This is a genomic window from Bradyrhizobium sp. 195 (assembly GCF_023101665.1).
Lineage (GTDB): Bacteria > Pseudomonadota > Alphaproteobacteria > Rhizobiales > Xanthobacteraceae > Bradyrhizobium.
This window is the reverse complement of the sequence record NZ_CP082161.1, coordinates 2,794,016-2,818,996: the sequence shown is the minus strand read 5'-3', so window position 1 is coordinate 2,818,996 and position 24,981 is coordinate 2,794,016. Positions and strand designations below refer to the sequence as shown.

Genomic DNA, 24,981 nt, shown 5'->3' with positions numbered 1-24,981 from the left:
TCGGATGCGAAACGGCCGGGAGTGCGATCACCCCCGACCGTTGCTATTGTTCTTATCGGGCCCGGCCGTCAGTTCATCTTGACGTCGAGTTCCTTGGCGATGAGATCGAGCACTTCCTGCCCGACCCGGCCCTTCGCCCATTTGTAGGTCGGCTGCATCGCCTCCTGCCACGCCTTGCGATCGGCGTCGGTGAGGACATGCAGATTGGTCTTGCCGGTCTTCTTGATCTCGGCCAGCGCGTCCTCGTTCTCCTGGCGTGCGATCGAGTTGGTGTAGTCGGTCGCCTCCGCCATCGCCTTGTCGAGTTGGGTGCGAATATCGGGCGGCAGACCCGACCAGAACTTTGAATTGACGATGACGGCATATTGCAGATGCGCATGATAGGACACGGTGATGTCCTTCTGCACCTCGTAGAACTTCTGCGTCAAATAGTTCGACGCGGTGTTCTCGCAGCCGTCGACCACGCCGGTCTGCAGCGCCTGGTAGACTTCGGAGAACGCCATGATCTGCGGGATCGTGCCGACCAGGCGGAAATACTGGTCGGCGACCTTGGATCCCGAGATGCGGAACTTCAGGCCCTGGAAATCCGTCGGTTTTATCAACGGACGATTCGAGGAGACCATATGGAAGCCGTTGTCCCAGTAAGCAAGCCCGGTGATGCCCTTGGCCTCGAGCTTCTGGAACAGCCACTTGCCGATCGTGCCCTTGATCGCGTTGGCATAGGTCTGGTCGTCCTTGAACAGCCAGGGCAGGTCGAGCGCCTCGAATTCCTTGATGCCGAGCGGCGCGAATTTCGCGGTCGAGGGCGCAAGCATGTGCACCGAGCCGAGCTGGAGCGCCTCGATCTCCTCCTTGTCCTTGTACAGCGTGGAGTTCGGATAGACTTCGACCTTGACCTTGCCGTCGGTATACTTCTCGGCGAGCTCCTTGAACTTCAGCGCGCCCTTCCCCTTCGGGGTGTCGTTCGCGACGACGTGGCTGAACTTGATGACGATCGGAGTTTGGGCTTGCGCAACGACAGGGGCCAGAACGAGCGCGGCCGCCGCGACCGCGAGAAGCAGTTTGCGCATGAAGACCTCCCCAACAACCTCGAAAACCGGGTTCTTCTTGTTTTGCAGGTCAGTAGTGGCAGCAATCCGCAAGCCGAACAACTAGACCTAAGCCCAATTTGCCGCAGCCAAGCTAGCTTGACGAGTGCGGTCTACGCAACCCGGCCCCCGCGCCCGTTCAAGGGAAAGAGCGCTTATGTCGCATTGCGGCAGTGCATCAGCCCTTGCGCTGGGCCACCATGAAGAGACGGCGGAACGGGAATAGGGTCTGCCCCGCCGCATTCTTCGGATAGGCCTTCGCAATGCGCGCGCCATAGGCGGCTTCGAACGCGATCTTCTCGTCGCCTGCGAGCACGTCGAGGTAGCGCGTCAGCCAGGTCCCCTTGGTCCATTCCTTGACGGGATTCTCGCCTTCGAGCACTTGCAGATATTCGGTCTCCCAGATGTCGATGTTGACCGACATCGGCGCGAGAAGATCGTGATAGAAGGCCGGCCCCTCGACCGGCGGCGGCGTGACGAGATGCTCGACCTTGGGCCGCCACGGACCATCGAGCGCGGTCTCGCCGATCAGCACATGCGAGGGCGCGGTAAAATTGCGCGGCATCTGCACGGCAAGCGTGCCGCCAGGCGTCACCTTCTCCATCACCGGAAACAGTGCCGCATGATCGGGCAGCCAGTGCAGTGCGGCATTGGAATATATCAAGTCGTATGGCCTGGCGGGGCGCCAATGGCCGAGGTCTTCGTGCGACCATTCCACATCCGGCGCAGACTTGCGCCCGGCCTCGACCATCTCGGCCGAACCCTCGACGCCGGTCACGCTTGCATCCGCCCAGCGCTCTTTGATCAGTTTTGTCACGTTGCCGGCGCCCGCCCCGAGATCGGCGATCGCGCGCGGGCCAAAATCCGGAATCCGCATCAACAAGTCGACGGCGGGCCGCAGCCGGTGGCCGGAGAATTTCAGGTATTGTTGCGGATCCCAGACCATCGCCCGACGCCTTTTCTTTTTGATGTTTCCTTCGCCAAGGGTCTTGGTTACCACTGCTCGTCCCCGTCGAGCAAATCACTCCGACCGGGACAGGGCCGGAAACGAACAGCAACAAGCAAAAGCAAATAAGAGAGCGTGTGACCATGGACCTCGGGCTCAAATCGAAAACCGCTGTTGTCACCGGAGCGAGCATCGGCATCGGCCGCGCCATCGCCAAGGGCCTCGCCGCCGAAGGCGTGCGCGTCGTCGGCGTGGCACGGCGTACCGATCTGCTTGCAGAGCTGGTGCAGGAAGAAGGCTCCGGTCTGATCACGCCGTTCGAGCAGGACGTGATGGCCAAGGACGCGGCGGAAAGGATCGCGGCGTTTGCGCTCAAAGAGCTCGGCCATGTCGACATCCTCATCAACAATGCCGGCGGCAGCCGGCCGCTGCCGGTCGATGCGCCCGACAGCAAATGGGACGAGGCGATCGCGCTGAATTTCACCAGCTACCGCCGCATCGCGCATGCGCTGCTGCCGCAGATGATCGAACGCAAATGGGGCCGCATCGTCAACATCACCGGCAAGTCCGAGCCGGAAGGGCTGAATGCTGCGTTCGCCGCGAAGGCCGCCGTGCACGCCTGGGCCAAGGGCCTGTCGCGCGAGATCGGTGGGCACGGCATCACCATCAACTGCATCCCGCCCGGCCGCATCATGAGCGAGCAGATCCGCCGCAACTACGCGCCCGATTATCGCGAGCGCTTTGCCGAGGAAGAGATCCCGGTCGGCTATTGGGGCGAGCCGGAGGATCTGGCCGCACTCGCGGTGTTTCTGGCCTCGCCGGTGGCGCGCTACATCACGGGCACGGTGATCCCGGTGGATGGTGGGTTGAGGCGGTATCAGTTCTAGCAATTCACGGGATGCGTTCGGTATCACAAGGCGTGAGCGTTGCGGTCGGCCTTTCGACAGCATCCAATGAACCAAGATGGGTTTCGCAAGCGCTCTCCCCATCTTACAGGCTGCATTGCCAGAGCCCCCGATGGGCAAAGACCTAAATAGTATGATGTATGCAAGAGCCTGCCTTTGCGAGAACAGCGGCAAGCGGTTCTCCGCAGTTCTCCGCGCTTGATCTCGACTGATGCCTCTGTTTGGATAGTTTCGTTGGGGCAGTTCGTATTTCGGATAATCATGGTGGATGAAATAAATGGATATCGTCGTTCGTTGGGTGCGCGTTCACGAGAAAGCATCGTGACCGTTCACCGCACGGGAATCGGCAATCGGCTACTGGCGGCATTGCCGCCTGCGGATCTCGGCTTGCTCACGCCGTATTTCCAGAAAGTCTCGTTCGAAACCGATGCCGTCCTGGTGCGATCGGGCGATGAGCTCGACCCGGTTTATTTTCCTCATAGCGGCGCAATCGCATTCATGCTCGATATGCCGGACGGGCAATCGGTCGCAACCACCCTGATGGGACGGGAAGGCGCTTTGGCCTCGTTTTCCGTGCTCGGCCCGGCGCTTTCATCCGTAACCGCGATTGCTCGCATGGCCGGCACGGCGTCGATGATTTCCGCCGCCAAATTCAGGGCTGCCTATGCGCAAAGTACAGCCATCAGGAATGTCGTGCAGGTCCACGCCCGCGCCGTGTTATTGCAGCTCCAGCACGTAGCCGCTTGCAACGCGCTGCACCGGGTGGATGGCCGCATGGCGCGCTGGCTCCTGCAGCTTCACGACCGCGTTCCCAACGACCTCCTTCCGGTGACGCAGGAGGCGCTTGCGCAACTGCTTGGGGTGCGGCGAACGACAGTGACTCTGACGATGAGCAAGCTACGCAAGGCCGGCGCCGTCCCGTCCGACCGGCGGGGGTTTATAGAGATCGATCGGGCACGGCTCGAGAGGGTCGCATGCGATTGTTATGCGCTCATGCAGCACAACATCGACCGGATGTATTGCCAGGAATTGTCGGAACCGCAGCCTGCCGATCGGCCATTCCGGCAAAGCGTCATCGGCGCCTCCGAGGGAGCGGACGGTGAATCCAGATGTGCTTCGCGGGCCGGAAAATAGAGCAGAGGCTGCAATCGCGATGACGGTGCTCGACTGCACCCAGTCGACGAATGGTGGAGGTTCGCCCCGCCTCCAGTCGCGGCCGTCAACGAGGCGATCTGATTTAGGTCGTGGATTCCCATCCGCTGCTCCAATTGGGTAAGCGGGCCGTCATTTTCCCGAATCCGCACGGTGATCCCGGTGGATGGGGCTGGGCGGCCTCCTGAATCCACCGTCCGCGAGCGCACGCGATGTCCGGCCTCTCCGCCGGACCTCACGGCTTGACGTAGCTCCAGCCCTGCTCCTGCAGCTCCATGACGCGGACGACGCCGGATTTCACGACCGTCGCCTGTGGGATCAGGTTGATATCCTTGTTCTCCGCCTTACGCATGTTTTCCTGCGTGTTGCCGCAAGCTTTAAAGGAGATTTCGGGATGGCTCATCGCGAGCACCTCGATGCGCGGCTTTACCGGCGAGGTGTCTTCGCGCAGCATGTGAAGGCCGGGACCAAAGGTGACGACCTCGATCGACACTGGTTCACCGAGATCGCGATAGTATTGCGCGACGTTGCTCGCATTGTTGAGTGTGAGGTTCATCATCGCAGGCTCGTTGGAATTAACCTGCAGCACCAGCCGATGCGGCTTTTTCGCGCTCTCGGTTTTTGTAGCCTGAGCCATCTTCGTGTTGTTCGGAGGCTCCTGCTTGATCGCGTGATTCTGCCGCGGCTTGCTCACTTGCTTCTGTCCACCCGGATGCTTCGGGTTGCTCGCTTGACTCTTCTCGCGCGCCTGCGGGATCCACTGGTTGTCCTGCTGCGCCTGCGCGCCCGGTCCGACCAGAAACAGCATCGTCAAGCCGCTGATGACGGCCATCGCCCATTTTGGATTGATCATCTCGTGTCTCCAACTCCCTGACCATCACCTACCCGGTCTGGCGACGGCATGTGGCCATTTGCATGCAGCCGCCATTTTCTTGCGCACGTTTTCGAATCCGCTGAGCAGGAATTGCCCGTCTTGCACCGGGCCAGTGCGGGTGAAAAGGCTCACAACGATGTGACCGTCGTCGGGCAATGAGCTTAACAACTTTACGACGTCGCCCCCGAAAGCGACGCCGGAGCCGAATGACGGCGACGCTGCTGCGAATTGCATTGGCGTATCCGCATTCAGCCGAAAGGAGATGACGTATTCGTTGGCGCTGCGTGACAGCGCCGGTCCGGCGACTATGACTTCCGTGCGGCCTCTGCGGCAGTGGATTGCGAGTTGCATCGCGGCGCCATCCGAGCTGCCGACAGAAGTGGCGGTGGCGATGACGACCGGCAGATAATCCACGGGCGAAGTCGTCTCGCTCACGATCCAGCCAGCATCCTGGCTACCCCGACTGGACGGCGGAATCTTGCGCGATAAGTCTTGCAGACATTCCAGCCGGGCTTGTCCCTCCATCGCCGAACAGGCCCTAAATGTTTCCATGGGACCGCTCGTAGTTTGCGCGTAGGCGATACTGCAGGCGACGTTGAAGGCGACAGCGAGCGGAGGAGCGGCAGTCTTCATGGCCTCGCCTGTACGCTGCGCGCTTTGCGATCCAGCCATTCCTGCGCCGCTGGGAAGCGGGTGAGCCCCGGGACGGATGCCGCAAGATTGATCGACTGCCATTTCGGATCGAAGCCTGGTGCCTGCAGGCGGTCGATGCGCGAGAACAGGTAATCGACAAGGCGAGCCACGCGTTGGTAGCGATTGGAGCGTAACGGCCAGTTGAAAGCGACAAGCGCTGTCGGGACCGCGATGGTCGAGACCCGCTCACCCTGCTTGATCAGATTGGGATACTCATTGGCGTCCAAGGTCGCGGGCAGATAATAGTCCTCGAACTTCTTGTCGTAATGGATCGGGAGGAACTTGAATCCAGCCTCCCAGCGGCCTTTTACGAAGGCGTCGACGGGTTTCGACGTGATGAACACCACGGCCGACATTTCGCCTTTGCGCATCTGTTCCAGGGCAACCTGATGCGGAATGAACGTCTTATCGACATCGATCCCGAGACGGCTGAAGATCAGTGGGCCTGAATAGGCGGCCGCGGTGCCCAGGGTGTTGAAGTTCACCCTCTTGCCGACAAGATCCTGCAGGCTTGTGATTTCAGGCCGCACAAAAATGTGCAGCTCGGATGGGAAGAGATTGAGCAGATAGGTGATGCGGCTTCGGATCTGCGGTGCCTGAACCTTATACTCCTCGAGCGCGTCGGAATTGATGATGGCAGTATCGACGCCGCGCAAATAGAGCAGCGCGTTCAGATTGTCGGTGGCCCCCCGGGTGACGATCGGCAGAAGATGCAGGTCTGCTCCGTCGTCGACGACGCGAGCCATTTCTGCGGCGAGGCGGATCGGCGCGCCCTCGAGCAGGCCCCCGGCGAGCCCGACCGTCCAGGCGTTCATCCGGTCTTTTTCGTTCTCTTTCGGGAGCGGTCGGACGAGCTGTGCATCGGCCTTGGCATTTCTCCCCGTTTGCGCTTCCAGGCAGGCCGTTTGAAGCATCATCGCGACCGGCACCAAGAGCAGGAGCAACGAGCGTGACTTTGGCGCCTTGTTCATGTCGTTCCCTTCCGGCTCAGCCACCGCGAGCTTTCGTCCATCGGACTGCAAGAAGCCCATTCTCAGGGTCGCAACGCATCCAGCCGTTCCTTCGCTTCGCGAATACCGCCCCTGTGTGCCTTCGCGTAGAGTTCTCGCGCCTTGGCCGCTTCGCCGCGCGTTCCATAAGTACCCCAGGCGGATAGAACCGCCGGATCATAGGTCTCGGCGAGCATGAAACTTGCCTGCGCAATGTTTTTCTCAGCTGCGAGCTCGAGGACAATACGTGCTGCACCAATATTTCCCTGATCGAGCAGCGCCCTGGCACGCGGGATCAAACGGGCCTCCGCCTCGTTCTGAACCGCGGCGGTCGGTGGCTTCGCCACTTCCACGCTGCGCCTCGCCGGCAAAACTGGGGCGTCATTTGCTTGCTCGGCGAGGACCTGCTCACCGGTGGAGCGCCACCCCGGTGCAAGCTCTCTCTTCCCGGCCTCGGTCTTGCTCAGCTCCTGTTGCAGCGACTGCCGCAGTCCACCGATCTCTCGTTTCGCTGCCTGTCTCTGCTGCGAGGCCGCATTCTCGGCCTCGCGCAATTGCACGTTGCGGCTTTCGATCTCACGGCGCAGTTCGGCAAGTTTGCTCTCCAGCGCAGCGGCGTGCGCTTGAGCCTCTTCGAGAGCGCGGCGTTGTTGATCGGCATTGGCAGCTGCGGCCTGCGCTGCTTTGGCCTCCGTGACGAGAACGGCGTTCTTTTCCTGCTCTTGCTGCAGGGACTGCCGCAGTTCCGCAATCTCCAGCCCTGCCGCCTGGCTTTGCTCCGCGGTCGCAGCCTCCGCCATAAGCAAACGGCTAGGTATTCCGGCGAGTTCGCTCGCGAGCGCGGCGGCGCGCGACTGTGCCTCGTGGCGTTCCCGCTCCGCGCTCGCCGCTGCTGCCTGAGCGGCGTTCACCTGCCTCGCGCGGACGGCGCTATTTTCCCGCTCGCGCTGCAGAGACTGCTCTAGTTCTGCGATTTCCCGCTGCGCCGCCTCTCTCTGCTGCGCAGCCACATCCTCCGCCTTCCGCGATCCTGCGTCACGGGCATCGATCTCGCGGCGGAATTCGGCAACTTCGTTCGCAAGCGCAGCGCTGCGCGCTTGCTCCTGTTGCAGCGACTGCCGCAACTCGTCCGCCGCAGTTTTTGCCGCGTCCGCGTGCTGGACCGCCTCCTCAAGTTCCCTGCGCGCCCCGTCCAGTTCACTGGCGCGCGCATTATTGTGCAAAGCATCTCGATCGGGCCATGGCCCAGGCTGCACCATGCCTGCCGGCACCGCGTACACGGCTCCGCTCGCTTCGCGCTGAAGGAGCGCTTGCGACCCCGCCCCTATTTCCAGCCGTTGGTCGAAGCTGCCGGCGTTCTCGCCGCCGATTTGCGTCATTTCCGGAATTGCTCGTGCGCCGAAAGTGTCGAACACACCCAGTAAGGCCGCTCCAATCAGGATCGCGGGAAGCAGAATGACAGCCGCTGCGAACGGCTTGCCCAAGGGTTCTCCCTCTGCGTCAATGTCCTCAGTTTCGGGATACCAATGGGTCGGCTCGGCGTTGATTGGAGCGCCGTCTTTGGAGACCCATTTGCCCGCTTGAGGCGACCAGTGGGCGACGTCGACAGCCCCGGTCGCATCTTCCACCCAGATGTCTTCTCCGTCCCTGGGCGCAGTATCAATTGGTCGGCGCATCGATCACGCCTCTTTAGATAACGGCTAAAGCGGCGCGATTGCTCCGCCTGTTTCGCAGTTCGGCATTGAAGAAAATCCTTAGATCGAAATGACTTGGCAGGTACCGGCCTCAAAATTAAATAATTTAATAAATTATATAATTATATATTTTGGACTAAATGCGAAGTCAAATTAAGATCAGCCTGATACTGTATGCCGGTCGCCAAATCAGGCGCGTTTTGCTTCCTGTTGGCGTCGTCTTCATTGCGCAGTCGGGTCCGTTGCCGTCCGCGCCAAACCAAAGCTCGTACATCGTATGGAATATGGGCGGGGCTCGGCGAACATGCGAAGCTGACGGCGTTTTCGCAGCGTCTCGGAGTTGAGGAGTGACCGATGCGCCTTGCATTGCCCTATTTGGGAATTGGCGTCTGCTTGTCTCTTGCGACGTGGTTGGCGTTGGGGCTTGTATTCGAGTGACGGTTTTCCACCAGGAGCGTTGATCTCCACGTCGCCTATTCCGCCGGTTTCTTACCAGGCCGCATGCCGCGGCCTCGCGCAATTTATCATTCGGGACTACCCGATCTCCCGGCGCGATTTCCGCCTGCTCACGCTGCTATACCCGCCTGACGGTGTAGCCGAACGCCGATTTCGTCAGCCTGGGCTCGCCTGCTCAATCGAAGGCAATACGGTGCAGGAGGCGACCCATAGCTGGTGGAGCGCCGGCAACAATGTCGGCGACAGCGCATCCGGCATCTACCTTGCTTTCAAAGGCGGCCATTCTTGCTCGTGAGAGGCGCGCGTCCACTTCTTGCCGGGTGTCGTCAGCTTTGCCCGACCTGTCAACGTCGTCGCAACGGCGGATGTCGTCCCGTTGCAGATTGAAAAACCCTTATTGATCAAGCCCATCTCTACTGTGCATGGGGTTGTTTTCGCACTTTTTGCCGGAGCCCGCAGCCGCGGGCGGTGCGCATACACAGCATGCACGCGTGTGTCTGTGGCGGGCGGCGTGGGCGTAGTACATGCCGAAAGTCCCTTTCGGCCACGCCGCCGAAGCACCGCGCTGAGGCAATGACAACAACGCAATGACAATCACGTTACCTGCCGCAGCGCGCGAGCCCGACCACCCCATCGCCGATGGCCTCCCGGCCGCGCAGCGGCGCTGGGCGATCGCCGCGATCTTCACCGCGTTGGCGATGGCCTCGCTCGATACCGCGATCGCCAACATAGCCTTGCCTGCCATTGCCGCCGATCTGCATGTCAGTCCGGAGCAGTCGGTCTGGGTGGTCAACGTCTACCAGATCGCGCTGGTGGCGACGCTGCTGCCGCTCGGGGCGCTTGGCGAGATCGTTGGGCACCAGCGCATCTATCTCGGCGGCCTGATCCTGTTCACCATCGCCTCGCTGTTCTGCGCGGTGGCGTGGTCGCTGGACAGCCTGCTGGTCGCGCGCACCCTGCAAGGGTTGGGTGCCAGCGGCATCATGAGCGTCAACACAGCGCTGGTGCGCTTCGTCTATCCCGGAAGGATGCAGGGCCGCGGCTTCGGCCACAACGCGCTGGTGGTCGCGACCGCCTTCACCTTCGGACCCTCGATCGCCTCCGCCATCCTCGCGCTCGGCCCGTGGCCGTGGCTGTTCGCCGTCAACATTCCCTTCGGCCTGGTCGCGATCGGCATCGGCTTTGCAATGCTGCCGAAGACACCGCGCGCCGATCACGGTTTTGACTTCCTCGGCGCGATCCTGGCGTCGGCCTGCCTCGGCCTGTTCATCACCGGCATCGGCAGCGCCGCGCATAATCTGTCGCCGGTGGTTGTGGGCGTCGAGTTGGTCACGGCGCTCGCGCTCGGCTTCATCCTGACGCGCCGCCATGCCGAACATCCGGCGCCGATGCTGCCGATCGACCTGTTCAGCAGGCCGATGTTCGCGCTGTCGGCGGGGACCGCGGTGTGCTCGTTCGCGGTGCAGGGCCTCGCCTTCGTCTCGCTGCCGTTCTATTTCGAGGACGTGCTCGGCCGCTCGCAGGTCGAGACCGGCTTCTTCATGACGCCATGGCCGCTGGTGGTCGGCATCATGGCGCCGATCGCCGGGCGCCTGTCCGATCGCCATGCGGTCGGCCTGCTCGGCGGCATCGGGCTCGTGCTGCTCGGCCTCGGCATGGCGTTGCTCGCGACGCTGCCGGCCAATCCCGCCATCCTCGACATCATCTGGCGGATGGTAATCTGCGGCATGGGCTTCGGCTTCTTCCAGGCGCCGAACATGAAGGCGGTGATGTCGAGTGCTCCGCCGCATCGCAGCGGCAGCGCCTCCGGCATCGTTGCCACCGCGCGCCTGACCGGGCAGACCACGGGCGCCGCGCTCGCCGCTCTCTGCTTCGCGCTCGCCGGCCACGAGGGCGCGACATTGGCGCTGGCCCTCGGCGCGGGCTTTGCCGCGCTCGGCAGCGTGATGAGCTTTTTGCGACTGGCGGTGAAGTAAGCTCTCAAGCCAGGCGTCAAGCCGCCGTCACATCGACCGTCGCCGGCGTGGTTTCGTTGTCCAGCGCCGCCAGGCGCTCATCGATGGCAGCGATGACCTTGCGCGAGAACGGTCCGAGATGGGCATAGGCGGCGATCATCTGCACGGCAATGCGCGCGGATGTCGTGTCGCGCTTGGCGCAGTTCATGAAGGTCTGCCACAACGGTCCACGCGCCTCGGGAAGGGTGGTGACCACCTTGTGCACCGTCTCCATCGCACCGAGCTTGGCGCGGATATCGCCTTCGGCGAGCTCGTGGCGCTGCCTGGACCGGTCGAGCAGCGTCATCAGACGGTCGACGCGTCCTGCATAGGCAGCCGGGCTGTAGACGTGCTCCAGCACCCGCTTGTAGTCCGTCAGGATGTCGCGCAGCGGGCGCACCGGATCGAAATTGATCCCGGCCGTGCACTGATCCGCGCCGATGGTCGGCGCCACATCGTGGCCCGGATGCAGCCGGCCTTCGCGCTCCAGGCGGCGCGTCAGCTGCGTGTTCGGCAAAGCATAGAGCAGTCCGACCATGCTGACGGGGATCGCCGCCTCTTCGATGAAGTCGATCATGGCCTCCGCCATCGAGACTTTCTCATTGTCGAAGCCGACGATGAAGCCCGCGGTGACGAGCATGCCGGCGGCGTAGATCTTGTGGATGCTCTCGGCGATGTTGCGCCGGGTATTCTGCTTCTTGCGCATCGCGACCAGCGTCGCCGGATCCGGACTCTCGATGCCGACGAAGATGGCGAAGAAATTCGCCGCGCCCATCAACTCCAATAGCTCGGGATCATCGGCCAAATTGACCGAGGCTTCGGTCGATAATTCGAACGGATAGCCGTGGGTCCGCTGCCATTCGGCGAGCTTAGGCAGGAACTGCCGCAGCGACTTCTTGTTGCCGATGAAATTGTCGTCGACAAAGTCGAGATGACCGCGATAGCCCATCTTGTAGAGCGTCTCGAGCTCCACAAACATCTGCTCGACCGTCTTGGTCCGCGGCACGCGTCCGTAGAGCTCGATGATGTCGCAGAACTCGCAGGTGAACGGACATCCGCGGGAATATTGCACACCGAGATAGAGGTAGTCCTCGAACTTGAGCAGGTCGAAGCGCGGCACCGGCGTCTTGGTGACGTCGGCCTGGAATTTCGGCGCGGTGAAGACGCCGGACCGTTCGCCGCCCTCCCAGGCCGCGATGAATTCGTCGATGACGCTCTCGGCCTCGCCGAGCACCCGGAAGTCGGCCCGCTCATAGATGTGGGGGCTGGAGGTGGGATCGGGACCGCCGACGACCACCGGCTTGCCGGCCGCGCGGCAGAGCTCGATCAGACGCAGCGTATCGGCCTGCTGCGGCATCATTCCGCCGGTGAAGACGACGTCGGCCCAGGCGAGATCTTCGTCACCGAAGGAGGCCGTGTTGCAGTCGATCAGCCGGACCGTCCAGCTCTCGGGGAGCATGGCGGCAACGGTAATCAGGCCCAAAGGGGCGGCTGGGCGCTTCACGCCCAACACTTTGCAGGATTCGCCAAAGGTCCAGAAGGACTCTGCTGAGAACAGCGGATAGAGCATCAGCACGTTGCAGGGGGTCGGCACCTTCATGGAACTCCTTTTGGCATCGGCCTAGTGTACCAAAGCGCCCAAATCTTGCACCCCGGCAAAAGGGACAAACTGTCGCCTGGCGGAACCGTCGCGCCAAGCCACATTGTCGGCGTTCAGGGCCCCGCCAGCCGCAATTTCCGGTGGCTCACGACACCGCCCGATCCAAAAATCCTCCCGCGGCAGCGACAATCTTCGCCTGGCAACCCTCGGACTGTTGATTTGAATGGTTCCAGTTTGCCGGACACAGTGCGCCCCTGAGTTCAATCGGTGGATTGGGCCAATCAGGGGACTGCGATGGCAAACCTAACAATCAACGGAAAAACCTTCACCCTCGACGTCGAGCCGGATACGCCGCTGCTCTGGGCAATCCGCGAGAATGCCGGCCTGACCGGCACCAAATACGGTTGCGGCATTGCACAATGCGGCGCCTGCACCGTTCACATCGAAGGCATCGCCACCCGCTCCTGCGGCGTTTCGGTCAGCGAGGCCGAGGGCAAGAAGATCACCACGATCGAGGGGCTCGCCTCGGGCGATTCGCTGCACAAGGTGCAGGAAGCCTGGATCGCCCAGGACGTGCCGCAATGCGGCTATTGCCAGAGCGGCATGATCATGGCGGTGGCAGCGCTGCTGAGCGAGAAGCCGAAGCCGACCGACGCCGACATCGACGAGGCCATCACCAATATCTGCCGCTGCGGCACCTTCCAGCAGGTGCGCGAAGCGATCCACACGATCGCAAGCGCGTAAGGACCCCCCAACATGAACAAGCATATTTCGCCGCGGCTCAATCGCCGCGCCTTCGTCATTGGCACGGCCGCAGTCGGCGCCGGGCTCGCCATTGGCCTCGACATTCCCTTCGGCGGCCCCGCCGTGGTCCGCGCGGCCGATGGCTCGCCGGAGATCGGCGCCTGGGTCGTGGTCAGGCCCGATGACACCGTCGTGATTCGCATCGCTCGCTCCGAAATGGGCCAGGGCTCGCTGACCGGCCTCGCCCAGCTCGTCGCCGAGGAGCTCGAATGCGATTGGACCAAGGTCACGACCGAATATCCGACACCGGGCCAGAGCGTCGCACGCAAGCGCGTCTGGGGCGATTTCTCGACCGGCGGCAGCCGCGGCATCCGCTCCTCGCAGGACTATGTCCGCAAGGGCGGCGCCACCGCGCGCGTGATGCTGATCCAGGCCGCCGCCGACGCATGGAAAGTGCCGGCCTCCGAATGCGCAGCCGAGAACAGCGTCATCACCCATACGCCATCGGGCAAGACCACGACCTACGGCAAGGTCGCCGAGGCCGCGGCGAAGCTGACGCCGCCATCGGACGTCAAGCTGAAGGATCCGAAGGATTGGAAGCTGATCGGCAAGGGCGTGAAGCGGCTCGACACGGTCGACAAGACCACCGGCGCCATGATCTACGGCGCCGACGTCAAGCTGCCGGGCATGCTGAATGCCGCGATCAAGGACTGCCCGGTGTTCGGCGGCAAGTTGAAGAGTTTTGACCAATCCAAGATCGCCGGCATGAAAGGCGTCAAGAAGGTCGTCAAGGTCGGCGATACCGCGGTCGCGGTCGTTGCCGACACCTGGTGGCACGCCAAGACCGCGCTGGAGGCGCTGCCGATCGTCTGGGACGAAGGCGACAACGCCAAAGTTTCCAGCGAGTCGATTGCGAAGTGGCTGACCGAGGGCCTCGACGACAAGCAGCCGGCCTATGTCGGCAACAAGAATGGCGATGCCAAGGCGGCGATTGCCGGCGCGGCCAAGAAGGTCGAGGCCGTCTACTCCTATCCCTATCAGAACCACGCCACGATGGAGCCGATGAACGCCACCGCGCTCTACACCGCGGACAAATGCGAGGTCTGGTGCGGCACGCAGAATGGCGAGGCGGCGTTTGCAGCGGTGCTGGAGGCTTCCGGCTTGCCGGCCGAGAAGTGCGACGTGCACAAGGTGATGCTGGGGGGCGGTTTCGGCCGGCGCGGTCAGACCGACTATGTCCGTCAGGCGGTCCTGATCGCCAAAGAGATGCCGGGCACGCCGATCAAGCTGTTGTGGTCGCGCGAAGAGGACATGGCGCACGGCAGGTATCACCCCATCACCCAGTGCAAGTTGACCGGCGCGTTCGACGCCAACAACAATCTGGTCGCGTTGCACTACCGCCTGTCCGGGCAGTCGATCCTGTTCTCGCTTCGCCCCGAGGCGCTGCAGAACGGCATGGACCCGGCCGCATTCCAGGGCGTCGCCCAATCCGGCGAGGCCGCATTCGGCTATTCGGTGCCGAACCTGTTGGTCGAGCATGCGATGCGCAACCCGCACGTTCCGCCCGGCTTCTGGCGCGGCGTCAACGTCAATCACAACGCGATCTACATGGAATGCTTCATGGACGAGCTGGCCCAGGCCGCAGGCCAGGACCCGCTCGAATTCCGCCGCAAGCTGATGGGCAATCATCCCAAGCATCTGGCGGTGCTCAATGCGGTCGCCGAGAAGATCGGCTGGACCACGCCGGCGCCACAGGGCGTCTATCGCGGCATCGCCCAGGTCATGGGCTATGGCAGCTACGTCGCCGGCGCCGCCGAAATCTCGGTGACCGACGGCAGCAAGATCAAGGTGCATCGTATCGTCGCCTCCACCGATCCCGGCTACGTCGTCAATCCGGCGCAGGTGGAACGGCAGATCGCGGGCTCCTTCGTCTATGGCCTCTCCGCGCTGTTCTACGGCGGCTGCACCGTCAAGGACGGCAAGATCGAGCAAACCAACTTCGACACCTACAACTCGATGCGCATCAACGAGATGCCGAAGGTGGAATCGGTGATGGTGCCGAGCGGCGGGTTCTGGGGCGGTGTCGGTGAGCCGACCATCGGCGTCGCCGCGCCGGCCGTGCTGAATGCGTACTTCGCCGCGACCGGCAAGCGCATCCGCTCGGTGCCACTGCGCGACCAGAACATCACCTTTGCCTAAGAGAGCGCTGCGGCTGCCCCAACGGCAGCCGCAGCATTTTTCCGGACAAGACTCATGAATGTGCCGGTGACACGGCGGAATGCCGTCCTCGGCATCACCGTCGCGGCCACATCGCTCATCGCACCTTCGATCCTGCGCGCGCAATCGCCGGGCCGCATCGTCGTGGTCGGCGGCGGCTTTGGCGGCGCCGCCTGCGCGCGGGCGCTCAAACGCGCCGATGCCAGGTTGCAGGTCACGTTGATCGAGCCGAACAAGACCTTCATCTCCTGCCCGCTCAGCAACGCGGTGATCGCGGGCCTGCGCAAGATGGAGGCGCAACAGTTCGGCTATGACAAGCTCGCCGCCGAAGGCATCGCCGTCGTGGCACAGGCTGCAACGGCCATCGATACGCAAAAGCGTAGCGTGACGACGGCCGATGGCACGGCGTTTAGCTATGACCGCCTCGTGCTCTCGCCCGGCATCGACTTCCATCTCGAAGCCCTACCCGGCTACGACGCCGCAGCGTCGGAAAGGATGCCGCACGCCTGGAAGGCCGGTGCGCAGACGCTTTTGCTGCGCAGGCAATTAGAAGCGATGGCGGACGGCGGCACGGTCGCCATTGCAATCCCGGCCAATCCCTCGCGCTGCCCGCCTGCGCCTTATGAGCGCGCCAGCCTGATCGCGCATTACCTGAAGACGAACAAGCCACGCTCGAAAGTTCTGATCCTCGATGCCAAGGATAGTTTCTCCCAGCAGCGACTGTTCGAGACGGCCTGGAAGGAGCTCTATGGCGACATGATCGAGCGCGTCGCGCTGTCGCAAGGCGGCCGCGTGACTTCGGTTGATCCGGCGACCATGACCATCGTGACCGAGTTCGGCAACTACACGCCCGACGTCGCCAATGTGATCCCGCCGCAGCGTGCGGGACGCATCGCCGAGATCGCGGGCGCTACCGACGCCACCGGCTGGTGCCCGATCGATCCCGTGTCCTTCGAGTCGAAGCTCGTCAAGAACATTCACGTCATCGGCGATGCCTGCCTTGGCGGCGGCATTCCCAAATCGGCATCCGCTGCAAGCGCGCAAGGCAAGGCCTGCGCCGCTGCCATCGTCAGCCTGCTCACGGGCCGCGCGCCGGAACCGCCGCGGCTCATGGGCGTCTGCTACAACACTGTCGCCCCCGGTTACGGTTTTTCACTCACCGGCACCTACCAGCCAAAGGGCGACATCTTCGCCGAGGTCGAGGGCGGCGCGACCAGCCCGGTCGACGCGCCGCGCGAACTGCGGGCGCGCGAGGCCGCCGAGGCGGAGCGCTGGTTTGAAACCATCACGGCGGATACCTTTGGCTAGTAGGATGATAGGACCAAACTGCCGCCACGACCACGGTGCGCCCCCTCCCCCGCCTGCGGGGGAGGGTTGGGGAGAGGGTGTCTCGACAACGAAGACTCCCCCAGAGGAAAGAGCCCTCACCCGGCGCTGCGCTCCGACCTCTCCCGCAAGCGGGAGGGGTAAGTGGAGTTCGCGGCAGCGTCAGCCATCCCTCCTAGCATTTGCGATTGCCGCATTCATCGTCACGGGCCTCGCCTTCGCCAGCGCTGCGCGCGCGGACGAGTTCGTGCCTTACAAAATCGTCGGCGACGGCATTCCAGCCTCGCTCACGGGATCGTCCGGCGATGCCGCCCGCGGGCGCACACTGGTGCTGGCGCGCACGACGACCTGCATCCTCTGCCATTCCGGGCCCTTTCCGGAGACGCGATTCCAGGGAGACCTCGCGCCGGACCTCGCCGGCGCCGGGAACCGATGGACGGCGAGCCAGTTGCGGCTTCGACTGGTCGATGCATCGCGTTTCAACGCACAGACCATCATGCCGTCCTATTATCGCAACGACGGCTTCGTGCGCATCGGACGTAACTTCGCCGGCAAGCCGATATTGTCGGCTGCGGAGATCGAGGACATCGTGGCTTTTCTTGCAACGCTTCGCGACTAGGACTGCTCATGCCAACCACGCGACGACAATTCCTAAGCCTTGCCGGAGGCATCACTGCCGCCGGGACGATCCCGATCGTCACCCTGCGTCCACTTCAAGCCACGCCCGCGATGCTCAATACCGCGATCCGCAATGTCGTCGGCGAAGCACAATTGCGCACCGGCAGGGTGAAGCTCGACATTCCGCCACTGGTCGAGAACGGCAATACGGTGCCGATGACGGTGAGTGTCGCAAGCGCGATGACGGCCGATGACCACGTCAAGAGCATCCACGTCTTCAACGAGAAGAACCCGCAGCCGAACATCGCCAATTTCTATCTCGGCCCCTCCTCCGGCCGCCCCCAGGTCTCGACCCGGATCCGGCTCGCCGACACCCAAAAGGTGGTCGCGATCGCCCGCCTGTCCGACGACACGTTCTGGCAGGTTGCTGCCGAAATCGTCGTGACGCTGGCCGCCTGCACCGAGGAGATGAACTGATGTCAGCACTGATCAACGTTCCGGCAAGGGCCAGACGCGGCGACGTCATCGAGATCCGCACGCTGACCTCGCACATCATGGAAACCGGCTTTCGCCACACCGCGGACGGGAAGCTCGTGCCGCGCGACATCATCACCAGCTTCACCTGCCGCTACAACGGCGCCGATATCTTTCGCGCCGATCTGTTTCCGGCGATCGCGGCCAATCCATATTTGTCATTCTTCACGGTCGCCAAGGAGAGCGGCAAGTTCGAATTCGAATGGATCGGCGACAACGGCTATTCGTCCACCGCATCGGCATCGATCATTGTCGAATGAGCGTTTGGCGCGCGATAGCAGCGGCGGCATTGTTCGCCGCGGCCCCTGCCCTGCTCGCCGGTGAAATCCCGCCCGATGCGCGCCGGTCCGGCTATTCGTTCATGGGGCCCGACACGCGCGCGATGCAGGATGACGACACGGCGAATCCGGGCATGCTGTTCGTGCTGGACGGCGAGGCGCTATGGGGAAAGAAGACCGGCAATGCCGAAAAGGCCTGCGCGGATTGCCATGGCGATGCGCGCACCAGCATGAAGGGCGTCGCGGCGCGCTATCCCGCCATCGACAAGGCGCTGGCGCGCCCGGTCACGCTCGACCAGCGCATCAATCTCTGCCGCACCAATCATCAGCAGGCTACGCCTTTGCCTTACGAGAGCCGCGATCTCCTGGCGCTGTCCGCCTTCGTCGCCCACCAATCGCGCGGTGCGGCGATCGCGGCCGGCGACGATCCAGACCTCAAGCCGTTCGTGGAACACGGCCGCAACCTCTTCATGCAACGCGAGGGTCAGCTCAACCTCGCCTGCACCAATTGCCACGACGACAATTTCGACAAGCGCCTGGCGGGCGCGCCGGTCACGCAAGGACAGCCGACCGGCTATCCGCTCTACCGCCTGGAATGGCAAACGCTGGGATCGCTGGAACGGCGGCTGCGCAGCTGCATGAGCGGCGTCCGCGCACAGGTCTATGATTACGGCTCGCCCGAGCTGGTCGCACTCGAGCTCTATCTGATGTCGCGGGCGCGCGGCCTGCCGATGGAGACGCCAGCGATGCGGCCCTGATCGTCGATTAGGGCTAGGCAGGCGTGGAACGGCCGCTAGTATCCCTCCCAAAGAAAATTGAATTAGAGGGAGGGACTCAATTGGCCAACCACACCATCTCGCGCCGCACGCTGCTAGCGGGTACCGCCGCGGCCGGCGCACTCGGCCTGACCGGTTTGCCGGCCCGCGCCGAGGTCAACTGGAAGAAATACGCCGGGACCAAGCTGGAGGTGATCCTTGCCAAAGGCCCGCGCGGCGACAACCTGCAAAAGAACATCAAGGAGTTCACGGATCTCACCGGCATCCAGGTCGAATCCGAGCAGATTCCCGAACAGCAGCAGCGTCAGAAGGTCGTGATCGAGCTCACCTCGGGCCGGCCGAGCTTCGACGTCGTCCATCTCAGCTATCACGTGCAGAAGCGGCAGTTCGAGAAGGCCGGCTGGCTTGCCGACATGACGCCCTTCATGAAGGATCCGGCGCTGACCGCGCCCGATCTCGTCGAGAGCGATTTCTCGGCCGCAGGTCTGCAATACGCCAAGAACGACAAGGGCCAGATGCTGTCGCTGCCCTGGTCGGTCGATTATTTCATCCTCTACTATAACAAGGAGCTGTTCCAGAAGAAGGGCGTCGCTGTCCCCAAGACGCTGGACGAGATGGTCGCCGCGGCCGAAACGCTCACCGACGCCAAGGACGGCACCTACGGCTTCGTCGGGCGAGGCTTGCGCAACGCCAACATGACGTTGTGGACCAACTTCTTCCTCAACTATGGCGGGGAATTCCTGGACGCCAAGGGCAACATCCTCACCGACGGCCCGGAGGCGGTCGCGGCGACAAAGCTCTATCAGACGCTGCTGACGAAGGTGGCCCCGCCCGGCGTCGCCGGCTTCAACTGGATGGAGTCGATGGCTTCGTTCACGCAAGGACGCTCGGCGATGTGGATCGACGGCGTCGGCTGGGCGCCGCCGCTGGAGGATCCGGCCGCCTCGCGCGTTGTCGGCAAGGTCGGCTACACCGTCGTGCCGGCCGGACCGAAGGGCCAGTATTCGGCCACGTACGGCGACGGCATCGGCATCGCCGCGGCGAGCAAGAACAAGGAAGCCGCCTATCTGCTCTGCCAGTGGGTGGTCTCGAAGAAGCAGGGCGCGCGGCTGTTGCAGGCTGGCGGCGGCGTGCCGTTCCGCAACTCGATCCTGAACGACACCGAAGTCCAGAGCGGCGTGAAGATGCCCAAGGAGTGGCTGCAATCGGTGATCGATTCCGCCAAAATCAGCAAGCTGGGCCTTCCCGTTGTCATCCCAGTCGCCGAATTCCGCGATCTCGTCGGCGCCGCGCTGACCTCGACACTGTCGGGCGCCGATCCCGCGACCGAGCTGAAGAAGGCGCACGAACAGTACCGGCCGATCCTGGAGCGCAGCGAAAAGGCGTGAGCACGTTGACACAATCGACTCCGGCAGCGGCACGGTCCGATGCCGCGCCGGAGAAGGCCTTGCGGCCACCGTCCTACTGGCCGTTCGTGGTGCCGGCGCTGGTCGTCGTGCTCGCCATCATCATCTTCCCGTGGGTCTTCACCATCTGGATGAGCCTGAACGAGTGGAAGGTCGGCTCGGCGACTACCTTCGTTGGGTTCTCCAACTATCTGCGGCTGACGAGCGATCCCCGCTTCCTCGAGGCAGTCGGCCACACCATGGTCTACACCGTGCTGTCGGTGGTGCTGCCGCTGGCGCTCGGCACGCTCGCTGCCGTGGTGTTTCACCAGAGATTTCCCGGCCGCGGTTTTCTGCGCGGCATTTTCATCTTGCCGATGATGGCGACGCCGGTGGCGATCGCGCTGGTCTGGACCATGATGTTCCATCCGCAGCTCGGCGTGCTGAACTACCTGTTGTCACTGGTCGGGATCCCCGCGCAGCTCTGGGTCTTCCACCCCGCCACCGTCATCCCCTCGCTGGTGCTGGTCGAGACCTGGCAATGGACGCCGCTGGTGATGCTGATCGTGCTCGGGGGCCTCGCCGCGATCCCGACCGAGCCCTATGAGAGCGCGCAGATCGACGGCGCCAGCTTCTGGCAGGTGTTCCGTTTCATCACCCTGCCACTGATCATGCCGTTCCTGTTCATCGCCGGCATGATCCGCATGATCGACGCCGTGAAAAGCTTCGACATCATCTTCGCGATCACGCAAGGCGGACCGGGCTCGGCGTCGGAGACGATCAACATCTATCTCTACAGCGTCGCCTTCAGCTATTACGATCTCGGCTACGGCTCGGCGATCGCAGTGGTATTCTTCCTGCTGATCGTCCTGCTCTCGGCAGTGATGCTCTACGCCCGCCAGCGCATGCTGTGGACCGAGATCGCGAGCGGCGCATGACCTCAAGTCAAATCAACCTACGTCAGATCGTCGGCCAGATCGGCCTCTGGCTTTCGGTGTTCGTCATCGTGTCGCCGGCCATCCTGTTCTTCCTCTGGATGGCATCGCTGTCGCTCAAGTTCGAGGTCGACAACGCGGCCTATCCGCCGGTGTTCATCCCCGATCGTATCGCCTGGAAGAACTATGCCGACGTCCTCGCCTCCAACCGCTTCCTGACCTATTTCGTCAACAGCCTGATCGTGACAGGCAGCGCCACCGCGCTGGCGTTGATCGTCGGCGTCCCCGCCGGCTACGGCATCGCGCGCATGGCCGCGCATAAATCCGCGATCGTAATCCTGATCGCCCGCATCACGCCGGGCCTGTCCTACCTGATCCCACTGTTCCTGCTGTTTCAGTGGCTGGGATTGCTCGGCACGCTGGTACCGCAGATCATCATCCACCTCGTCGTGACGGTGCCGATCGTGATCTGGATCATGATCGGCTATTTCGAGACAACACCGATGGAACTGGAGGAAGCCGCCCTGATCGACGGCGCCGGCCGCTGGCAGGTGTTCCGCCATGTCGCGCTGCCGATCGCGCGGCCGGGCATCGCGGTCGCCTTCATCCTGGCCGTGATCTTCTCCTGGAACAACTTTGTGTTCGGCATCGTTCTGGCCGGGCGCGAGACCCGCACCCTGCCCGTCGCCGTCTACAACATGATCTCGTTCGACCAGTTGAGCTGGGGACCGCTCGCCGCCGCCGCGCTGATCGTCACCTTCCCGGTGCTGCTGCTGACGGTGCTGGCGCAGCGGCAGATCGTCGCCGGGCTGACGGCGGGAGCCGTCAAGGGCGGCTAAATTGCGCGACGGCAGTTGTCCGCCCGAAGAGCCTGTCCGGCACCGTCCTGATATGCTTTGATGCGTGTGGCAGGGACTGAGACGCATAGGTGCCCTGATGTACATGTTCGTTCGAAAGTACACCAAGGTTCGCTCGGTTGCGGACGCGGCTCGCCGTGCCAAGAGCGGCATCGGTCACATCCTGAGGGAATCGCCCGGCTTCAGATCCTATTACGTGCTGGACGGAGGCGACGGCGTCGGCGTCGCCGTGATGATATTCGAGGACCGCGAGAGCGCCAAAGCGGCGAACGACAAAGTGCTGGGTTTCGTTCAGGCAAGCCTGCCCGACCTCAATCTTGGAGACCCCGAGATCATCGCCGGGGACGTTCTGGTAAGTATGGAATCCAGTGCGTAAGTGTCGGTGGAGGTAGAATGTGCCGGACGACGCGATGCCGTCCGGCCGCAGATTCTTGTTGCCCCAGGTCTACTCCGCCGGCGCGGCGTGCATCTCCGGATGCGCGGCATAGGGTGCGCTGGCGCCGAGCTTACTCGCAGCAAACAGGCCAGCCGCCATCACGGCGTAAGTGAACGCCACCGCGGGCGTGACGCCAAATCCGCCGCCGATACCGACGGCCTCGCCGTGCATGAAGCCGAAATAGGTCAGGACCGCACCGACCAGCGCGAAGCCTGATGCCTTCTCGAAGTCGCGCTCGATAATGAAGACACCGATCGCCCCCAGGATGAGGCCACCAAGGATGGAGCCGCCGCCCATCACTTCCAGCCCGTGGTAGAACACGCCCTGCTGCGGCAGCGCGGCGATCGCGGCAGCCTTCACCGCGTCGGCCTTGTCGGCGGCCATGCCGCCGACGGTTGCCGCCGCATTCATGGTCGAGCCGAGCATCGTGTCGATCTGCAGCTTGGCCCAGGCGGCAAGATGCGGCGTCAGCGCCAGCACGATCGCGGGCGCGTGCTTGACCGGCGTGGTCTGGAACGCCTGCGCGCCGATGAGCATGCCGATGTAGAGCAAAATCGGCGAGATCGCGACCACGGGCACGAGCGCCAGCAGCACCGAGATGATGCCGAACCAGGACAGCACGACGACCATGACGCCGGTCGCGGCCGAATAGCCGATCCGGCCGCCCATCGCCTTCCAGCCGGGATGGCCGATATAGACCGCGTTGATGAAGGGATTGCCCATCAGGCAGCCGATCAGGCTGACGACGCCGTCGGCCGTGAGCACCCGCGTGGTCGGATATTCGTCGCCGGCGGCTTCCGCGCTCTCGACATTGTCCATGGCCTCCACGAGGTCATAGATGCCGAACGGAATGGCGGTAACGAGAATGATGCCGAGAAATTCGAAGCCGGAGAAGACGTAGCCCACTGCCGGAAGCGGCACCGAGAAGCCGAAGTTTGCGAAGGCATCACCAACGCCCTTGACGCTCAGCCCGCCGAGACCGAGGCCGAACAGGTTCGAGCCCCAGGCGATAACCATGCCGACGGCGATCGCAACGAGGCCGGCCGGAATGCCGCGCCAATACTTCACGCCGCCGAACCAGCTCACCAGGATGATGGCGAAACACACGAGACCGATCTGCGGCGTCATATACATCTCTAACGCCGGACGCATCGAGATGAAGGTGACGGAGACGCCGGCGAGCGTGCCGAGCAGAGCCGCACGCGGCGTGATCTTGCGGATGAACGGCGCGATGAAGCCACCGATCATGAGGATGAAACTCTGGAAGAACACCCAGACCAGACCCGCGGACCACCCCTTGAGCGGGTCACCGGTCTTCAGCGTGATCGGCAGCATGATGACGAAGGTGACGATGAACATGTGCGGCACGCTGACGCCCGAGGGCAGCGCGCAGACATCGTTGCGACCGGTCTTCTGGGCCAGCCGATAGGCGAGGTACGCATAGTAGAAGGTGGAGAGGCACATCATCAGCCCAAGCGCGGGCAGGATGCGGCCGAACACCAGACTGTCCGGCATCTTCAGAACGAAGCGCAGGAGGCCGGTGAGCACCAGCATGTTGACGAGGATGTTGGTGCCGAAGCCGAAAAACGCATTCCAGTCGCCCGATGTCCATAGTGCCGGCTTGAACTCGGACGTCGTGATCTCAGACTTGCCAGTCGTCCCCGTCAATGTGCTCATGACAATACCCCTATGTGGTCGAAACCTTCATTGCCTCCAGAACTGCGGCTGAATCCGTGACCCAGCCGAAGATGCCGCCCTGGGCCTTGATCATCTTCAGGCCCATCTCGTGAAACTCGGGGAAGTAGGACGCGCAGCCGTCGGAGATGACGACGCAGCGGTAGCCGCGGTCATTGGCCTCGCGCACCGTGGTGTTGACGCACACTTCGGTGGTGACGCCGCACACCAGCAGATTCTCGATGCCGTATTTCTCCAGCACGTCGGTAAGCTCGGTGGCGTAGAACGCGCCCTTGCCGGGCTTGTCGATCACGACCTCGCTGTCGAGCGGATAGAGCTCGGGAATGATGTCGTGGCCCGCCTCGCCGCGAATGAGAATGCGGCCCATCGGGCCGGGATCGCCGATGCGAAGGCTCGGCGCGCCGCGCTCGACTTTCGCCGCCGGCGCATCGGAGAGATCGGGCAGATGGCCCTCGCGGGTGTGGATCACCAGCATGCCGGTGTCGCGCGCCGCTTTCAGCACCACGCCGATCGGCTTCACCGCGCGCGCGAGCTGGCTGACGTCGTTGCCGAGCGTCTCGCCGAAGCCGCCGGGCTCCATGAAGTCGCGCTGCATGTCGATGATCACAAGCGCGGTGGCGGGCCAGTCGAGCTCGATCGGCTCAGGCTCGGCGCTGATGACGCCCAATGTCGGCTTGCTTGAACTCAGCATGACGCCCGCCCCTCGCGAGAACTGCGCCAGGAGTTCTGCAAGCGCCGTGCCATTGTGTACAATTGCGGTGGAGCGCGAGTGGCGTGGTAATTCGCTGC

Annotated in this window: 24 protein-coding genes; 15 read left to right on the top strand and 9 right to left on the bottom strand. The window is 63.2% G+C overall.

Features of this window, described 5'->3' with window-relative positions:
- Nucleotides 1-68: 68 nt before the first annotated feature.
- Nucleotides 69-1,070: a DctP family TRAP transporter solute-binding subunit gene (locus tag IVB26_RS13095; RefSeq protein WP_247972038.1), complete on the bottom strand. Its 1,002-nt coding sequence runs from the start codon at nucleotides 1,068-1,070 to the stop codon at nucleotides 69-71.
- Between the two features lie 196 nt (nucleotides 1,071-1,266).
- A complete protein-coding gene (locus IVB26_RS13090) occupies nucleotides 1,267-2,034 on the bottom strand; it encodes a methyltransferase domain-containing protein (protein ID WP_247972037.1) in 768 nt (255 codons plus the stop codon).
- A 143-nt stretch (nucleotides 2,035-2,177) separates the two neighbouring features.
- Here IVB26_RS13090 and IVB26_RS13085 point away from each other — a divergent pair, with 143 nt between their 5' ends.
- Both IVB26_RS13085 and IVB26_RS13080 read left to right on the top strand, forming a co-directional pair.
- Complete coding sequence (locus tag IVB26_RS13085) at nucleotides 2,178-2,921, top strand: SDR family NAD(P)-dependent oxidoreductase (RefSeq protein WP_247973148.1); 744 nt, start codon at nucleotides 2,178-2,180, stop codon at nucleotides 2,919-2,921.
- Between the two features lie 339 nt (nucleotides 2,922-3,260).
- Nucleotides 3,261-4,073: a Crp/Fnr family transcriptional regulator gene (locus IVB26_RS13080; RefSeq protein ID WP_247973147.1), complete on the top strand. Its 813-nt coding sequence runs from the start codon at nucleotides 3,261-3,263 to the stop codon at nucleotides 4,071-4,073.
- A gap of 253 nt (nucleotides 4,074-4,326) precedes the next feature.
- On the opposite strand, the gene IVB26_RS13075 is transcribed toward IVB26_RS13080, so the two are convergent.
- From IVB26_RS13075 to IVB26_RS13060, 4 genes are all read right to left on the bottom strand, one after another.
- Nucleotides 4,327-4,944 carry a DsrE family protein gene (locus tag IVB26_RS13075; RefSeq protein WP_247972036.1) on the bottom strand — a complete coding sequence of 206 codons (618 nt, stop codon included), beginning with the start codon at nucleotides 4,942-4,944 and terminating at the stop codon, nucleotides 4,327-4,329.
- 24 nt (nucleotides 4,945-4,968) lie between these two features.
- On the bottom strand, nucleotides 4,969-5,517 hold the full coding sequence (locus IVB26_RS13070) for a hypothetical protein (protein WP_247972035.1): 549 nt from the start codon (nucleotides 5,515-5,517) through the stop codon (nucleotides 4,969-4,971).
- 77 nt (nucleotides 5,518-5,594) lie between these two features.
- Nucleotides 5,595-6,629 (bottom strand): TAXI family TRAP transporter solute-binding subunit, encoded by a 1,035-nt coding sequence (locus IVB26_RS13065; RefSeq protein WP_247973146.1) that lies wholly within the window; start codon nucleotides 6,627-6,629, stop codon nucleotides 5,595-5,597.
- A gap of 62 nt (nucleotides 6,630-6,691) precedes the next feature.
- Nucleotides 6,692-8,275 (bottom strand): coiled-coil domain-containing protein, encoded by a 1,584-nt coding sequence (locus IVB26_RS13060; RefSeq protein ID WP_247972034.1) that lies wholly within the window; start codon nucleotides 8,273-8,275, stop codon nucleotides 6,692-6,694.
- A 490-nt stretch (nucleotides 8,276-8,765) separates the two neighbouring features.
- Between IVB26_RS13060 and IVB26_RS13055 the strand changes: the two genes are divergently transcribed.
- Both IVB26_RS13055 and IVB26_RS13050 read left to right on the top strand, forming a co-directional pair.
- Nucleotides 8,766-9,092 (top strand): hypothetical protein, encoded by a 327-nt coding sequence (locus tag IVB26_RS13055; RefSeq protein WP_247972033.1) that lies wholly within the window; start codon nucleotides 8,766-8,768, stop codon nucleotides 9,090-9,092.
- Nucleotides 9,093-9,384: 292 nt separating this feature from the next.
- Nucleotides 9,385-10,773, top strand: a complete 1,389-nt coding sequence (locus tag IVB26_RS13050) for an MFS transporter (RefSeq protein WP_247972032.1) — start codon at nucleotides 9,385-9,387, stop codon at nucleotides 10,771-10,773.
- A gap of 16 nt (nucleotides 10,774-10,789) precedes the next feature.
- Here IVB26_RS13050 and IVB26_RS13045 read toward each other — a convergent pair whose 3' ends face one another.
- Complete coding sequence (locus IVB26_RS13045) at nucleotides 10,790-12,391, bottom strand: B12-binding domain-containing radical SAM protein (protein ID WP_247972031.1); 1,602 nt, start codon at nucleotides 12,389-12,391, stop codon at nucleotides 10,790-10,792.
- 294 nt (nucleotides 12,392-12,685) lie between these two features.
- Here IVB26_RS13045 and IVB26_RS13040 point away from each other — a divergent pair, with 294 nt between their 5' ends.
- The 11 genes from IVB26_RS13040 to IVB26_RS12990 all read left to right on the top strand — a co-directional run bounded on the left by IVB26_RS13040 (nucleotide 12,686) and on the right by IVB26_RS12990 (nucleotide 22,437).
- Complete coding sequence (locus IVB26_RS13040; RefSeq protein WP_247972030.1) at nucleotides 12,686-13,135, top strand: (2Fe-2S)-binding protein; 450 nt, start codon at nucleotides 12,686-12,688, stop codon at nucleotides 13,133-13,135.
- A gap of 12 nt (nucleotides 13,136-13,147) precedes the next feature.
- Entirely contained in the window at nucleotides 13,148-15,334 is a 2,187-nt protein-coding gene (locus IVB26_RS13035) for a xanthine dehydrogenase family protein molybdopterin-binding subunit (protein ID WP_247972029.1), read from the top strand.
- Nucleotides 15,335-15,388: 54 nt separating this feature from the next.
- On the top strand, nucleotides 15,389-16,660 hold the full coding sequence (locus IVB26_RS13030; protein ID WP_247972028.1) for an NAD(P)/FAD-dependent oxidoreductase: 1,272 nt from the start codon (nucleotides 15,389-15,391) through the stop codon (nucleotides 16,658-16,660).
- A 265-nt stretch (nucleotides 16,661-16,925) separates the two neighbouring features.
- On the top strand, nucleotides 16,926-17,297 hold the full coding sequence (gene soxX / locus IVB26_RS13025; RefSeq protein ID WP_247972027.1) for a sulfur oxidation c-type cytochrome SoxX: 372 nt from the start codon (nucleotides 16,926-16,928) through the stop codon (nucleotides 17,295-17,297).
- A gap of 8 nt (nucleotides 17,298-17,305) precedes the next feature.
- Nucleotides 17,306-17,773 (top strand): SoxY-related AACIE arm protein, encoded by a 468-nt coding sequence (locus tag IVB26_RS13020; RefSeq protein ID WP_247972026.1) that lies wholly within the window; start codon nucleotides 17,306-17,308, stop codon nucleotides 17,771-17,773.
- Nucleotides 17,773-18,090: a thiosulfate oxidation carrier complex protein SoxZ gene (gene soxZ / locus IVB26_RS13015; protein ID WP_247972025.1), complete on the top strand. Its 318-nt coding sequence runs from the start codon at nucleotides 17,773-17,775 to the stop codon at nucleotides 18,088-18,090. The genes IVB26_RS13020 and soxZ overlap by 1 nt, the downstream gene beginning before the upstream one ends.
- The gene (soxA, locus tag IVB26_RS13010; protein WP_247972024.1) at nucleotides 18,087-18,866 is read left to right on the top strand and encodes a sulfur oxidation c-type cytochrome SoxA; all 780 of its coding nucleotides are present in this window, start codon (nucleotides 18,087-18,089) and stop codon (nucleotides 18,864-18,866) included. Before soxZ ends, soxA begins: the two co-directional genes overlap by 4 nt.
- Nucleotides 18,867-18,946: 80 nt before the next feature.
- On the top strand, nucleotides 18,947-20,272 hold the full coding sequence (locus IVB26_RS13005; protein WP_247972023.1) for an ABC transporter substrate-binding protein: 1,326 nt from the start codon (nucleotides 18,947-18,949) through the stop codon (nucleotides 20,270-20,272).
- Nucleotides 20,269-21,207, top strand: a complete 939-nt coding sequence (locus IVB26_RS13000; RefSeq protein ID WP_247972022.1) for a carbohydrate ABC transporter permease — start codon at nucleotides 20,269-20,271, stop codon at nucleotides 21,205-21,207. The genes IVB26_RS13005 and IVB26_RS13000 overlap by 4 nt, the downstream gene beginning before the upstream one ends.
- Entirely contained in the window at nucleotides 21,204-22,043 is an 840-nt protein-coding gene (locus tag IVB26_RS12995; RefSeq protein WP_249796790.1) for a carbohydrate ABC transporter permease, read from the top strand. Before IVB26_RS13000 ends, IVB26_RS12995 begins: the two co-directional genes overlap by 4 nt.
- A 97-nt stretch (nucleotides 22,044-22,140) precedes the next feature.
- On the top strand, nucleotides 22,141-22,437 hold the full coding sequence (locus tag IVB26_RS12990) for a hypothetical protein (protein ID WP_247972021.1): 297 nt from the start codon (nucleotides 22,141-22,143) through the stop codon (nucleotides 22,435-22,437).
- A gap of 69 nt (nucleotides 22,438-22,506) precedes the next feature.
- On the opposite strand, the gene IVB26_RS12985 is transcribed toward IVB26_RS12990, so the two are convergent.
- Nucleotides 22,507-24,174 (bottom strand): regulator, encoded by a 1,668-nt coding sequence (locus IVB26_RS12985; RefSeq protein ID WP_247972020.1) that lies wholly within the window; start codon nucleotides 24,172-24,174, stop codon nucleotides 22,507-22,509.
- A 10-nt stretch (nucleotides 24,175-24,184) separates the two neighbouring features.
- On the bottom strand, nucleotides 24,185-24,883 hold the full coding sequence (locus IVB26_RS12980; RefSeq protein ID WP_247972019.1) for a cysteine hydrolase family protein: 699 nt from the start codon (nucleotides 24,881-24,883) through the stop codon (nucleotides 24,185-24,187).
- Nucleotides 24,884-24,981 lie beyond the last annotated feature (98 nt).

Bases quoted from the DNA above. Each gene is read 5' to 3' on its own strand.
- IVB26_RS13095 (WP_247972038.1), bottom strand. From the start codon at position 1,070: ATGCGCAAACTGCTTCTCGCGGTCGCGGCGGCCGCGCTCGTTCTGGCC.
- IVB26_RS13090 (WP_247972037.1), bottom strand. From the start codon at position 2,034: ATGGTCTGGGATCCGCAACAATACCTGAAATTCTCCGGCCACCGGCTG.
- IVB26_RS13085 (WP_247973148.1), top strand. From the start codon at position 2,178: ATGGACCTCGGGCTCAAATCGAAAACCGCTGTTGTCACCGGAGCGAGC.
- IVB26_RS13075 (WP_247972036.1), bottom strand. From the start codon at position 4,944: ATGATCAATCCAAAATGGGCGATGGCCGTCATCAGCGGCTTGACGATG.
- IVB26_RS13070 (WP_247972035.1), bottom strand. From the start codon at position 5,517: ATGGAAACATTTAGGGCCTGTTCGGCGATGGAGGGACAAGCCCGGCTG.
- IVB26_RS13065 (WP_247973146.1), bottom strand. From the start codon at position 6,629: ATGAACAAGGCGCCAAAGTCACGCTCGTTGCTCCTGCTCTTGGTGCCG.
- IVB26_RS13050 (WP_247972032.1), top strand. From the start codon at position 9,385: ATGACAATCACGTTACCTGCCGCAGCGCGCGAGCCCGACCACCCCATC.
- IVB26_RS13045 (WP_247972031.1), bottom strand. From the start codon at position 12,391: ATGAAGGTGCCGACCCCCTGCAACGTGCTGATGCTCTATCCGCTGTTC.
- IVB26_RS13040 (WP_247972030.1), top strand. From the start codon at position 12,686: ATGGCAAACCTAACAATCAACGGAAAAACCTTCACCCTCGACGTCGAG.
- IVB26_RS13035 (WP_247972029.1), top strand. From the start codon at position 13,148: ATGAACAAGCATATTTCGCCGCGGCTCAATCGCCGCGCCTTCGTCATT.
- IVB26_RS13030 (WP_247972028.1), top strand. From the start codon at position 15,389: ATGAATGTGCCGGTGACACGGCGGAATGCCGTCCTCGGCATCACCGTC.
- IVB26_RS13020 (WP_247972026.1), top strand. From the start codon at position 17,306: ATGCCAACCACGCGACGACAATTCCTAAGCCTTGCCGGAGGCATCACT.
- soxZ (WP_247972025.1), top strand. From the start codon at position 17,773: ATGTCAGCACTGATCAACGTTCCGGCAAGGGCCAGACGCGGCGACGTC.
- soxA (WP_247972024.1), top strand. From the start codon at position 18,087: ATGAGCGTTTGGCGCGCGATAGCAGCGGCGGCATTGTTCGCCGCGGCC.
- IVB26_RS12995 (WP_249796790.1), top strand. From the start codon at position 21,204: ATGACCTCAAGTCAAATCAACCTACGTCAGATCGTCGGCCAGATCGGC.
- IVB26_RS12990 (WP_247972021.1), top strand. From the start codon at position 22,141: ATGTACATGTTCGTTCGAAAGTACACCAAGGTTCGCTCGGTTGCGGAC.
- IVB26_RS12985 (WP_247972020.1), bottom strand. From the start codon at position 24,174: ATGAGCACATTGACGGGGACGACTGGCAAGTCTGAGATCACGACGTCC.
- IVB26_RS12980 (WP_247972019.1), bottom strand. From the start codon at position 24,883: ATGCTGAGTTCAAGCAAGCCGACATTGGGCGTCATCAGCGCCGAGCCT.